12 protein-coding genes are annotated in these 13,075 nt (G+C 39.4%); 7 read left to right on the top strand and 5 right to left on the bottom strand.

Going from position 1 to position 13,075, the window contains the following annotated elements:
* Positions 1-2 precede the first annotated feature (2 nt).
* Genes fliJ through JM64_RS06745 form a run of 5 tightly spaced genes read left to right on the top strand, consistent with a single transcriptional unit; the run spans position 3 to position 3,971 of the window.
* Entirely contained in the window at positions 3-437 is a 435-nt protein-coding gene (fliJ, locus tag JM64_RS06725) for a flagellar export protein FliJ (RefSeq protein ID WP_014452376.1), read from the top strand.
* A 37-nt stretch (positions 438-474) separates the two neighbouring features.
* A complete protein-coding gene (locus JM64_RS06730) occupies positions 475-1,218 on the top strand; it encodes a YdcF family protein (RefSeq protein ID WP_064011990.1) in 744 nt (247 codons plus the stop codon).
* A gap of 34 nt (positions 1,219-1,252) precedes the next feature.
* Positions 1,253-1,903 carry a rhomboid family intramembrane serine protease gene (locus JM64_RS06735; RefSeq protein WP_064011991.1) on the top strand — a complete coding sequence of 217 codons (651 nt, stop codon included), beginning with the start codon at positions 1,253-1,255 and terminating at the stop codon, positions 1,901-1,903.
* A gap of 36 nt (positions 1,904-1,939) precedes the next feature.
* Entirely contained in the window at positions 1,940-2,971 is a 1,032-nt protein-coding gene (locus JM64_RS06740) for an asparaginase (RefSeq protein WP_082868337.1), read from the top strand.
* Positions 2,955-3,971: an AI-2E family transporter gene (locus tag JM64_RS06745; protein ID WP_014452380.1), complete on the top strand. Its 1,017-nt coding sequence runs from the start codon at positions 2,955-2,957 to the stop codon at positions 3,969-3,971. Before JM64_RS06740 ends, JM64_RS06745 begins: the two co-directional genes overlap by 17 nt.
* Before the next feature lie 18 nt (positions 3,972-3,989).
* On the opposite strand, the gene panB is transcribed toward JM64_RS06745, so the two are convergent.
* Positions 3,990-4,781: a 3-methyl-2-oxobutanoate hydroxymethyltransferase gene (gene panB / locus JM64_RS06750; RefSeq protein WP_014452381.1), complete on the bottom strand. Its 792-nt coding sequence runs from the start codon at positions 4,779-4,781 to the stop codon at positions 3,990-3,992.
* A 128-nt stretch (positions 4,782-4,909) separates the two neighbouring features.
* Between panB and JM64_RS06755 the strand changes: the two genes are divergently transcribed.
* Entirely contained in the window at positions 4,910-6,667 is a 1,758-nt protein-coding gene (locus tag JM64_RS06755) for a M3 family oligoendopeptidase (protein WP_064011992.1), read from the top strand.
* A 104-nt stretch (positions 6,668-6,771) separates the two neighbouring features.
* Here the strand turns inward: JM64_RS06755 and JM64_RS10050 are convergent, their stop codons facing one another.
* Positions 6,772-6,972 carry an IS1/IS1595 family N-terminal zinc-binding domain-containing protein gene (locus tag JM64_RS10050; protein ID WP_231882312.1) on the bottom strand — a complete coding sequence of 67 codons (201 nt, stop codon included), beginning with the start codon at positions 6,970-6,972 and terminating at the stop codon, positions 6,772-6,774.
* Between the two features lie 124 nt (positions 6,973-7,096).
* Between JM64_RS10050 and JM64_RS06760 the strand changes: the two genes are divergently transcribed.
* Positions 7,097-8,182 (top strand): aldose epimerase family protein, encoded by a 1,086-nt coding sequence (locus JM64_RS06760; RefSeq protein WP_064011993.1) that lies wholly within the window; start codon positions 7,097-7,099, stop codon positions 8,180-8,182.
* Positions 8,183-8,255: 73 nt separating this feature from the next.
* Here JM64_RS06760 and JM64_RS06765 read toward each other — a convergent pair whose 3' ends face one another.
* From JM64_RS06765 to mutL, 3 genes are all read right to left on the bottom strand, one after another.
* Complete coding sequence (locus JM64_RS06765) at positions 8,256-9,563, bottom strand: TldD/PmbA family protein (RefSeq protein ID WP_064011994.1); 1,308 nt, start codon at positions 9,561-9,563, stop codon at positions 8,256-8,258.
* Positions 9,560-10,906, bottom strand: a complete 1,347-nt coding sequence (locus JM64_RS06770; RefSeq protein WP_064012565.1) for a TldD/PmbA family protein — start codon at positions 10,904-10,906, stop codon at positions 9,560-9,562. Before JM64_RS06770 ends, JM64_RS06765 begins: the two co-directional genes overlap by 4 nt.
* A gap of 181 nt (positions 10,907-11,087) precedes the next feature.
* On the bottom strand, positions 11,088-12,941 hold the full coding sequence (gene mutL / locus JM64_RS06775) for a DNA mismatch repair endonuclease MutL (protein ID WP_064011995.1): 1,854 nt from the start codon (positions 12,939-12,941) through the stop codon (positions 11,088-11,090).
* Between the last annotated feature and the right edge of the window lie 134 nt (positions 12,942-13,075).

The following is a 13,075-nucleotide window of genomic DNA, read 5'->3' on the forward strand; positions in this document are numbered from 1 at the left end:
ATTTGTCATTCCGCCTTGAAAAGTTACTGTCACTAAGGCAAAAGGAAGAAGAGGCTTTAAAAAATGAGCTTAGCAGAATCAGGGCAGAAATAAGAAAGTTAGAAGAAGAGATAGAACAGGTCAGCAACTCGAAAAAAATCACAGAAGAGCAACTGCGTAGTGGTGTTCAAACCGGTGCGCAGGTTGCTTTTTTAATCTACCTTGTTCAAATGTACGATGAACATTTGAAAAAGCTTAAGCTGAAACTGAGTAACATTCGTAAGATAGAGGAAGAAACCTTAAGAGCTTATCTTGAAAAACGAACCGAGCGCAGAAGTTTCGAAAAGCTCAAGGAAAGATATGTCAGAGCGCAGTTGCTGGAAGCTGACAGAAAAGAAAGGAAAATTATAGATGAAGTGGCTCTACAAAAGTACATAAAAAGTTTAGAAGGGCGTTGAAAAAGCGTGCTGAGTGGGAGGCGTTTAACGTTCAAATATGCTTGAACTCACGAAGATAATATCTGCTTTTATTATATTTCCAGGATTTTTCGTTACATTTTTTGCGATTTTAGCATTTTATTTTTTTCTTAAGAAGAAAAAGCCATTAAAACCTCTGAGAAGTGCTTGGTTACCTGTTCTATTCCTTTCACTCTCTGTGTTCTTTTACATGGTTTCCTCAACCTGGTTCGTGAATTTGTTTTCTAAGGTTCTATACATTCCAGATACAAAAGACAAAGGGGATTACATCGTTGTTCTTGGTGGAGGAATTGATGAATACTCTGGAAGCGTTGAGGTAGGAAAACACACACTTAGGAGATTGTATAAGGGGTATTTACTTTACAAGTCAAAACCAAGAAAGATTGTCGTTACAAGTGGAGTGGTTTCAAAAGGTATTCCGGAAGCTTTTGTTATGAAAGATGTGTTAATCTCATTTGGTGTACCTGAGGAAGATGTTATTGTTGAAGATAAAGCAAGGAACACCTTCCAAAACGCACAGTATACTTATAGTATAATTGGAGACAGACCTATTACTCTTGTGACGAGTGTAACACATATGAAGAGAAGTTTGCTGTCGTTCAGGAAATTTTTCAAGGAAGTTTACCATATCCAAAGCGACGTGCCTCTTGATTTTCGAAATGCCTTTCTTGATTACATACCCACATACAGAGCCTTTTATACTTTTTGCAATATAGTGTATGAGTTGGTTGGGATTCTTCAGTATGCGATTTTTAAGAGCTAATTTAATTTCTTTTTATTAGAGAGGTGAGAGACAAATGTTTCCACTTTACGATACAATACCAAGTTTGAGAAAACCTGTTGTGAATTATATGATTGTGATAACCAACGTCCTTGTTTTTCTCTATGAATTAACATTATTTTGGGATCCAGAACTTCTCCAGGAATTTTTCTACACGTTCGGATTTGTTCCAGAGCGTATGTTCTATGCATTCCCTGTCTTACAGATTTTCACACATATGTTTGTCCATGGTGGGTGGTCGCATATAATCGGTAATATGTGGTTTTTGAAGATATTTGGCGACAACGTCGAAGATGCCATGGGGCATTTTAAATTCTTTCTGTTTTACATAACGGGTGGAATTTTTGCTTTGTTTTTCCATGTAATATTTAACCCGTTCTCCCCTTATCCATTGGTGGGTGCTTCTGGTGCAATATCCGCAGTTATGGGTGCTTATTTCATTTTGTTCTACTATTCACGCATAGTTTCTCTTGTCTTTTTCATCCTTCCATTTATCGTGGAAATTCCCGCGGTGATTTACTTATTTGTCTGGTTCTTACTGCAAGTATTGAACGGTATGTTAGCTGATGTCACAGGAACAGGTGTTGCCTACTGGGCACACGCTGGAGGTTTTATCTACGGCGTTCTTGTTGGAATGAGAATCAGGAAGAAAAGGTACTGGTATTGATTGCCATCGGTAAACTTTGAAAGGGGAGAGGGATTTATGATTTCTGGTAATTGGATGACCAAAAGAAAAAAGAAGATAATTATTATAAGCACAGGTGGAACAATAGCAATGGTGAAAAAAGGTAGGACTGTTGTTCCGTATGACAAGGGGAATGCACTTGTTACAGACATACCCGAACTTTACGATATCGCCGATGTGGAGCTTTACGAATTCTCTAATATTCCAAGTCCTTACATGACTCCAAAGTTGATGTTTGAACTTGCAAGAAAGATAGATGAATTTTTAGAAGAAAAAGGATACGACGGAGCTGTCGTGACGCACGGAACTGACACATTGGAAGAGACAGCTTACTTTCTTGACCTCGTGTTGAAGACGGAAAAGCCCGTTGTCTTGACAGCGTCAATGAGGAACATCAGTGAGCTTAGCACGGACGGTCCACGAAATGTACTTTCATCTGTACTTGTTGCTTCTTGTGATGATAGCTACGGAATGGGGGTTGTTGTGTGTTTGAATGACGAAATACATGCGGCGAGGGAAGTGACAAAGACATATACGAGTAATGTGGCAACGTTTGATTCTCCAGGTTACGGTCCACTTGGCTTGGTGGATGAGAACAATGTGATATACTTTAGAAAATCACTGACAAGAGAGAAGATACCGACCGATAGAGTAGAGGAAAGGGTAGCTGTTGTTAAGACTTTTACAGGTGATGATGGCACAATTTTGCGTACTGTATATGAAATGGGTTACAAAGGGATTGTATTGGAGGGTTTTGGACGCGGTAACGTTCCACCAGAACTTGCTGATGTGGTTGAAGAGATTGTAAAAAAGGGAATTCCTGTGGTAATTACATCGCGATGTTTCAAAGGAAGGGTGTATCCAATATACGGATACACAGGTGGTGGCGCTGATTTGAGAAGACGAGGTGCTATACTCAGTGAACACCCACTTGCTCAGAAGGCAAGAATTAAACTGATGGTTGTCCTTGGAATTACGAACGATATAGAGGAAATAAGGAAATACTTTGAAAAGCACATAGGAGGGGTGGTAAGTGAAGTTGAGCATTAGACAACAAGCACTTCTCATAGTGCTTTTGTATGCTGCGATATTTTTCATAGCATTTGCAATTTCAAAAACATTGTTATACGTCTTCGTTTTTTCGCTGATATCCATATTAGTGGTAAATTTCATCTACAAAAATTTGCTGAAGATAAAAATCCCGCATCCTATCTCTGTGACTTTATCACTGATTATATATTTTGGAGTGTTAGTCTACGCATTTGTCAACATCATACCCTTAGTTGTTAACCAAATAGGCTCTTTCTATGAGTTCATGAAGAAGATTCTAGATTCAAAATATTGGGAAAATTACTTGGTTGACAATCCAGAACTGTCCAAAGTTATAGGTAACTTAGCTGACTGGGCAAGCCCAAGGATTTCAGAGCTGTTCAACAATTTCCTTTTGGATTTTGCTAAGAAACTTCCCGGTATTGGCGTTATTATTTTTTATAGCATACTCTTCACAGTCTACGTAACGATATACACTAAATGGACAACAAAATCACTACCAGGACTTTTCCCCAAGCGAGTTAGACCTCTGATAGAGGATTTCCTTACAAAATTGGGAAATTCTTTGCAAAGTTATGTTGATGTGATTCTTCTTGGAGCACTTATCGTAGGCGTGAGTTTCTATTTCCTTTTCACGATTTTCCTTCCAGAGTATACAATCCTACTTTCCTTTTGGGGATTCATAACTAATTTTATACCAATAGTCGGGGTTGTTATTGAGTGGATACCTATTCTGATAGTTACACTGGGATTGGGTTTCAAGAACTTTTTGATAGTGAATTCAATCGTTGCTATAGTTCATTTAGGTGCGTTTTTGTTCTTCATCTTTATCATGAAACACAAAGCTGATATCAACCCGGTTTTGATGTTGATATTCATCTTCTTAGTAGGGTTGGTCTACGGATTAGTTGGAACATTCTTCGCTGTGCCTGTTGCCATATTTTTTGTGACATTGTGGAACGAATTCATCAAAAGCGAGTTGGATGAAACAAGAATTTGATATCTTTTGATATCTTTGTTATTCAAATATGTGTTTTTCTTCAGGGAATAGTTTAGATTTAACCTCTTCCCTATATTTTTTAATAGCATCTAACATTATCTCGTAAGTGTTTGCGTATCTTTTTACGAATTTCAAATTCATTTGAGATAGACCTACGATGTCATGGAATACAAGAACTTGTCCGTCGCAAAATCTTCCAGCTCCAATTCCTATGGTTGGTATATTTATGCTTTCCGTTATCTTTTTTGCCACGCTCTCAACAACGAGCTCAAGAACGATTGCAAAACATCCAGCTTCTTCCAAAGCTTTTGCATCTCTCAAGAGCTTTTCTTTGCTTTCGTTTGTCTTACCTTGTACTCTGTGACCACCGAGTAGATTAACCGACTGGGGAGTAAAACCAAGATGTCCCATGACTGGTATTCCAGCACGGATAATTTGTCTTATTGTGTCTGCGTATTCTTCTCCACCCTCGAGTTTTATTGCGTTTGCACCGGCTTTAAGCATGAGTCCTGCATTTTCAACAGCTTTTTCGATGCTAACCTCATAGGATAAAAATGGCATATCCCCAACGATAAATGCTTCAGGAGCACCTCTTCGAACAGCCTTGATGTGCATTAGCATTTCTTCCATACTCACAGGTATTGTGGAATCGTAACCAAGCACAACGTTTCCCAGGGAATCACCAACTAAGATGATATCAACACCAGCTTCTGATGCTATCTTTGCAGTTGGGTAGTCGTAAGCTGTTACCATAACAATAGGTTCTTTGCCCTTCATATCTATAATCTTCCTCGTGTTAACTGCTCCCATTTTCCATCACCCCTTGCATTTTGGAAAAACAACTTCAGATAACAAAATTATACCACCTTTGTGGTATAATGACTACACATGGAAGATGTGTAGGAAAATTGAGAATAGACTAAAGGGGGTTAAAAAAGATGAGATGGGTTTTGACAAATATCTATTCTTCATTTGAATCAGAAGATTTCAAGTCTGATTTAGTAAAGTTTGAAAAGGAGCTTTCAGAATTTCTAACGTGGATGGATGAGGAACTTCAATCAACAGAAAGAGTTGAGGAAAAGTTAGAGTACGTTATCAACAAACTTAACGAACTTTCCTTGCTTGGAGGGAAGTTGTACAGTTTCGCCAGCTTGACACTAAGTGCGGATGCGAACAACGAAACAGCAGCAAAGTATCTTGACATTATAAGAAGTAAATTTGTAGACCTTTCAATCGCAAGGACAAAGTTTAGGAAGTTTTTGAAGCAGGTAGAAATTGAAAACCTCGAAAATACCTCTTCAGAGGTTATTAAATCGCACATGTTTGTGATTAAAGAACAAAAAATGTTGTCAAAATACATGCTTTCTGAAAATGAAGAGAGAATCATCAATATGATGAGACTAACAGGTGGAAACGCATGGAATAACTTATATGAAAAAACAACATCAAATCTAACCTGCGAAATGGAAATGAACGGCGAAAAGAAAAAATTGCCTTTAATGAAAGTTAGAAATTTGGCGTACGATAAATCTCCAGATGTTAGAAAGAAGGCGTATGAATCAGAACTCAGGGCATGCGAAAGTGTTGCTGATGTTGTGGCACAGTGTCTAAACAGTATAAAGGGTGAGTTTTTGACTGAGGTGAAACTCAGGGGATATTCATCACCTCTGGAACCTATGCTTTTTGAGAATAGAATAACTGAGCAGACATTCAGCGCTATGATGGATGCTGTTAGAGAAAGTATGCCAAAACTGAGAGAATACCTAAAAAAGAAGGCAAAAATGCTTGGATACGATAAAGGTTTACCTTGGTATGACTTATTCGCACCACTTGGTGGATACGAACGAAAATGGAGTTATGAAGAAGCTAGAAGATTCATAGTGGATAATCTCTCAACATTTTCAAAAGAGCTTGGAGACTTCATAGATGATGCTTTTGAAAAAAGCTGGATTGATGCAGAGACAAGACCAGGAAAACGTGGAGGAGCGTTTTGTGCATCAATAAAAGCACTTAAAGAATCAAGGATACTCATGAGTTTTGACGGAACTTTGGATAATGTTCTTACACTTGCCCACGAGCTTGGGCATGCTTTCCATAACTATTGTCTGAAAGATGAAACACCTTTGAACAGTACTACCCCCGCTACTTTGGCTGAGACGGCATCGATTTTCAATGAGACGTTGCTTCTGAACATGATAAAGAAAGATGCGAAAAGTAGTGAAGAAAAGCTTGCACTTTTGGATAAAGAACTATCCGATGCAGTCCAGATAATAATAGACATATACAGCCGGTTCTTGTTCGAAAAGACAGTCTTTGAAAAACGCATATCAGGTCCTCTTAGTGTAAAAGAGCTTAAAGAGATTATGATAACTGCTCAAAAACAATCCTACGGTGATGGACTAAACGAAGAGATTCTTCATCCGTTCATGTGGCTTGTAAAACCGCACTATTATTCTCCAACATTCCACTTCTACAATTTTCCATACACGTTTGGTATGCTCTTTGCATTGGGTGTTTATGCCAAACGCGATGAACCAGGTTTCTTTGAAACTTACAAAAAGCTCCTTGCTTCCACAGGTAAGGGCACGGCAGAAGAAGTTGCAGCCAGCGTAGGGATAGATATAACCAGAAAAGAATTTTGGCAGTCTTCTCTGAAAGTGATAGAAGAGGCTATAGAAGAGTTCTTAAAGATTTAGTTTGGGACTATTTTAAGGATAGTGTTAACTTGTAGTGATGAAAGAGTGTAAGTGTGAAAGAATGAGATTGATATTACCATTGTGCGTTTTCCAAAGATTCTTCACTACACAAAAGCCTTAGACCTACCACAAGAAGTGCATTTGGGATAATGGAAAGAGAAGTTTTTGCGTTTGTGAGAATGGGAAAGTTTGAAAAAATGATGGCAGAGTTTGCAAAGGAATTGTTGGTTACCGTATTTGTCATGACCGTTTTTGTATAAGCTGGTGGAACCGCATTTTGGACAAGAGAGCGTTGAGTTGTTCATATCGGGGAACCTGCTTTGTCAAGAGATGGTTGGGGGGTGTCCCCTCTTTAAAGGATAATGCGGTTTTTGGAAAGTTTCAATACTTTTAGTTAACATTATCATTTTAAGTGGTGGGGTGGTTTATTTGAACAACACAAGTGTTTACGGCTCAGTTGAACAAAGCCTGTTCGGACATACGCAAGAGGGTATACCTGTTCACGAATACACACTAATTAATAAACACGGTTTAATGATGAAAGTCCTTTCGTTGGGTGGCATTGTTCGTGAGTTATGGGTACCGGATAAAAACGGAAGGTTTGTTGACGTTGTACTTGGGTTCAACAGTGTTGAGGAATACGAACGCAATCCGGGATACCTCGGGGCTATTATTGGTCGGTTTGCAAACCGAATTGATAATGGAAGATTCCAAATTGATGGGGTTACCTATCAACTGGCATTAAACGACGGTGGTGGGAAAAGACCCAACGCGTTGCATGGAGGTGTGAAGGGTTTTGACAAGAGGGTTTGGAAAACCTTTGCTGAAGTAACTCCGGAAGGTCCGAAGGTTATCTTGAAACTCCGCGGTCACGATGGAGAAGAAGGTTATCCTGGAAATCTGGACGTAACAGTTATTTACACTTTAACTAACGAGAACGAATGGAAAATAGAGTATTTTGCAACGGCTGACAAACCTACGATCGTAAATTTAACGCAGCATACATACTTCAACCTAAATGGTGGTGGTAAAATCTACAATCATTGCGTTCTAATAAGAGCAGAAAAATATACCCCAGTTAATGAGAATTTAATTCCAACAGGAGAAATTGCACCAGTTGAAGGCACATCCTACGATTTGCGAAAGCAAATAAGTATAAAAGAAGCTATCGCTCGGCTAAGGAATGAATATCCAAACCTGAAAGGATTTGACATTAACTATGTGCTTTCGGAAAACCACGAAAACATTGAAAGATTTGCAGGAAGCGTATATAGTGAAATGACCGGAATAAGAATGGAGGTCTACACAACTCAGCCTGGGTTGCAGTTTTACACGGGAAATTACTTACAGGGGTTCCAAGGAAAATATTGTCAAATCTACGATGAGCATACGGGTTTCTGTCTTGAGACTCAGCATTTTCCGAATTCACCAAATCATGAGAACTTTCCAAAAACAGTGTTAAGACCAGGGGATATATACCACTACGTAACACGTTTCAAGTTCTTGATAGGCTAACCCTAAGGAAAATTGTAAACAAAAGCCCCCGATTAATTATTCCGGGGGCTTTTGCAATTTTCTAGTTAGGGACTTACGCATTTCCTGCTATATCAAGGTTACTTATTAAAACTGAAGGTGTTATTATTCCCATAAACGCGCGTATATCATTTCCAATATCTTCAATATTAACAAGCATTTCTAAAAAGTTTCCAGAGATTGTTATCTGCTCAACCCCATGCGTGATTCGACCACCTTCAACTCTGAATGCCTTAGCACCAAGTGAGAAGTTACCGGATATTGGATTAGCTCCCGAGTGCATGCCTTCAACCTCAATGATTACAAGTCCATCGTCCAAGGATTTGAGTAATTCGTCAAACGACCTCTTACCGGGCTCAACATAGAGGTTGATTGGTTGAATACCTGTTCCCATAGCATTTCCGGTTGGTTCAACACCTTCTTTTTTCGCGGTTTTTAGATTATGCAGGAACGTTTTGAAGACACCATTTTCGATGATTGTTTTCTCTTTCGTCGGAACGCCTTGTGTATCAAAAGGCGCACAGCTTATGCTCAATGGATGATACGGCAAATCCTTGACTGTTAGAATGTCACTACCTATCTTTTCTCCAATCTTTCCTTTCAAAGGTGATAAGTTCTTCTGTGCGTTCTCAGCACTAATCATAGAAATGAGCATTCCTAAGATATCGGAAAAGACATCGTTTCTAAGAATAACTCGGTATTTTCCGCTTTTGACAGATTTTGAGCCAACAAGTGCAAGTGCCTCATCGCGGGCTTTTGAACCAACGTGGATAGGATTGAGTGCTTCTGGTTTTCTTCCAATAGCAAATTCTACTGCGGATCTTGGTGACACATCTTTTGCAACCGCCATTGCGTACATGAAGCCTCCGCCGTTTGTGTAGGATAAGTCAAGTCCAAGTGTATTAGCTAATCGCATTTCGTTCATCTGTTGTCCGTAGACTGCCATATCGTTTATTATATCCAAGCTTTTCCTAATTTCTTCGTGAGCTTTTTCAACGTAAGATAACCTTTCTTTCACAGAAAGTTTTTCAAAACTACCATCGTATGGCTCAATCTTTGGATATTCACCTTTACCATCGTAAAAATACTCTACATCTTCACTATCGATTATTGCAATGTTGCTCAGTGCGTCTTCAAAAACTTTCTCTGGATCATCGAAAGTTTCTGTATACGACATCCCCAGCTTTCCATCTTTCAAAAGCTGTAATGTAATTTTGAACTTACCAGCGTCTGTGTATTGGTCCATCGTGCCATTTTGATACCTAACCTGGAAGTTTTTGTTTTGAGAGAAACTTAACTGTGCTTCCACACCATGTACTTTTGCAAGCGCAAATATTTTATCTTTGAATTGTTCGAATGTCATGCATTTCGCCCCCCAACGATGATTTCCCTAACCTTTATCGTCGGTTGCCCAACGTCTGCTGGTATTGAACCACTGTAAGAACCGCACATACCTTGACCTCTTGCAACATCGTTTCCAACCATCTCTATTTTCTGGATGATTTCGTATCCTTTTCCTATCAATGTGGCACCCTTTACTGGTTTTGTTATCTTTCCGTTCTCTATTAAGTATCCTTCGTTTACAGCGAAATTGAATTCTCCCGTTGCCGGATTCACAGAACCTCCGCCCATCGTCTTTGCATACAGACCATATTCCACGGAGGCGATGATTTCTTCTGGATGATAATCACCAGGAAGGATGAATGTATTGCTCATTCTGGATGTTGGTGCAAATGTGTAGTCTTGGCGTCTTCCACTTCCCGTTGAAGGCATTCCCATTCTCCTTGAGCCGAGTTTGTCTATCATGTAGCCTTTGAGGACTCCGTTTTCAATTAGCACAATTCTTTGAGTGGGTGTTCCTTCATCGTCAACGTTAGCGCTCCCCCATGCGTTCGGAATTGTTGCATCGTCAACAGCACTGACACATTTCGCTGCCACTTGTTGACCAAGTTTTCCAGCGAAAACAGACATTCCACGAGCAACGGAAGATGCTTCTAACGCGTGTCCAACAGCTTCATGGAAGATAACTCCGCCAAATTCGTTCGAGATTACAACGGTCATCTTTCCGGCCGGTGCTGGTTGAGCGTCAACCATCCTTACCGCGATTCTTGCTGCTCTCACACCGGCTTGTTCGACATCAATTCTTTCCAAAAATTCTGGTCCCATACCAGCGCCTGGTCCATAAAATCCGGATTCCATCTGCCCGTCTTTTACGGCAACTGCATTAATCATCAACCTTGTGCGTACTCTGTTGTCTGTCACAAATACGCCTTCTGTGTTGGCAATTAACACATTCTGATCGTAATCCCAGTATCTTACAACAACCTGTGCTATCGTCGGTGAATATTTTTTAGCTGCTTCGTAAGCTCTCTTCATATAACCAACTTTTGTCTCTTTTCTTACCTGTTCTGGTTTCCACAAAACAAAATGTTTATTTTCTAATTCCTTCTTCCTCAAATCTATAGAGAAATCCTTGAGTTTGACCTCACCAAGAGCTTCTCCTACTCTCTTAGCAACAGCGAGGATGTTATCTTTCGATAGGTCGTTTGTGTATGCGTATATTGCCTTGTCCCCAAGGAAACCCCTTATACCAATACCGAACATTCTACCCGTTTGTGCAAGCTCTACTTTACCATTTTTTAGTTCGATGTTCGTAGAATACCTATCTTCGACAAAGACCTCTGCAAAGTCTCCACCGTATCTCATAACCGTTGCCAAAATCTCTTCAACAAACGGTTTGTCAAATTTGTCCAACACAGTCTCACCCCTTTTCTCACAGTTACTAGCAACATCACTACCACTTAGTCACATAGTTCGCTTTTCGAACTAATGGTTTAAATAATTATACCATATTCAAGCAAAGTTTGTCAAAATTTGTCAGAAAATGTTATCTTCTTTCAAAATAGCTATCCAATTGGTCAAACGTGATTTTCAACATTATTGGTCTTCCATGAGGGCAGGTAAGTAGATTTCTTCGTTTTATCTCATCCAGCAACATTTTTGCTTCATCTACGCTGAGTTTATCACCGGTTTTTACGGCTGTTTTGCATGCTTTTGATGCAAGACCGTGTAAGATGCTCTTTGGTTTGTTGAAAGGAATGCGGTATTCTTCGAGCATCTCAATTAACGTTTCCTGAGCCTGCGTTATTTTTAAAAGCGAAGGGATTGATTTCAGGACAACCTTTACGCTGTTCTCAGATTTCTCCGTTTCTAAACTGAAACCGAGTTTTTTTAATTCATTTTCTAAACTTTCCAAAACACCTGCCAAGCTCTTTCCAATAGAGAATTCCACAGGTATCAATAGATTTACTACTTGGAATTGGCGTTCCTTTAGTTGTTCGTAGATAACTCTTTCGTGTGCTGCGTGGAAGTCAACAATGATGATTCCATCACTATCTTCGAAAAGGATGTATCTGTTCTTTATTATCGTAAACTCGCCTATTTTTTCTAAATTTGTGAGGCTCACAACGTGTGGAAAGAGAGCAGATGGTTGTTTTGAAGTTGTGAAATCAAAAGGTTTCTGATAATTTTGGATATTTCGATAATTCCGGTCGTATACGGTAACACCTTCGAATGTATAGCTAGGCTCTCTAAGCTTGGGAGTGTCTGACTGCTCAACAGCTCGTTCAACATCTCTAAAAACAGTTTCATTGCCGTTGATATGGAGCGTTTTTGATTCATCTTGGTTATCGCTTGTCGAAGCAATTTGTTTTGCCACATGACTTTCAATTTTTTCGACGAACATTTGGAATCCTTCGAATTTTCTCAGTGTATCTCTTACACATCTGGCTATAGCATCGTATATCATGCGAGGTTCGGAGAATTTTACTTGTAACTTTTGTGGGTGGATATTCACATCTACTTCCCTTGGAGGAACTTCGATGAAAATCACAGCGTATGGGTGTGTACCCTCGGTGAGAGCTTCACCGTACCCACGTTCAAGAGCAAGGTGGAGAAGGTTATCTAAAACGAACCGCCCGTTCACAAAAAATAACTGACCAGAACGGTTTTTTCTAAAAAATTGAGGTGAAGAGATTATGCCAGAGATTTTGATTATTTCGTCTGTGCAACTATCGATTTCTTCAAACGATTTCACTTCAGGAAAAACTAATTTGAATCTTTCCGACAGATTAGAAGAAGGTGCATTGTAGACAACTTCTTCATCGATTTTGAAGAGGAATTTTATTTTCGGTTTTGTGAGCAAAAACCTTTCAATTACTTCAGTCACCATTCTTCTTTCGATTTTTTCCGAAGAAAGAAACTTCCTTCTGGCAGGAATGTTGAAGAATAAATCGAACACTTCAACAGTTGTTCCTCTTTCTCTATAGATTTCACTGACCTTTATAACCTTTCCTCCAACCATCTCAAGTTTGTTGGATTCATTACCGTTGGATGTAGTTATCACCAAGCGTGATACTTCTCCGATGGAAGCAAGTGCTTCCCCTCTAAAGCCATAGCTTGTGATGTTGTAGATATCTTCTATGGATGCAATTTTGCTTGTAGTGTACCTTTGAACGGCAAGTAAGAGGTCTTCTTTGGACATCCCAAAGCCGTTATCGGAGACTTTAATATAGCTTTTCCCACCATCTTTTATCTGGACCTCAATACTGTTAGCATCAGCATCTATAGAGTTTTCCACAAGCTCTTTAACAACCGATGCAGGGTTCACAACCACTTCACCAGCAGCGATTTTTGAGACAACTTCGTCGGGTAGTTTGATTATTCTTTGCCCTCTGTTCATACTTGAGTACCCCTTTCTTGGCATTATCTCAAAGCAATTATACCACCTTATATTGTAAATTAAAAAAGCCTGCCGGCGCTCATTTCGGCAGGCTGTACACATATTTGAACAGAAACGGGACTTCTATATTCCTT

The sequence above is a fragment of the Fervidobacterium pennivorans genome (assembly GCF_001644665.1).
In the GTDB taxonomy this organism is placed as follows: Bacteria; Thermotogota; Thermotogae; order Thermotogales; family Fervidobacteriaceae; genus Fervidobacterium; species Fervidobacterium ngatamarikiense.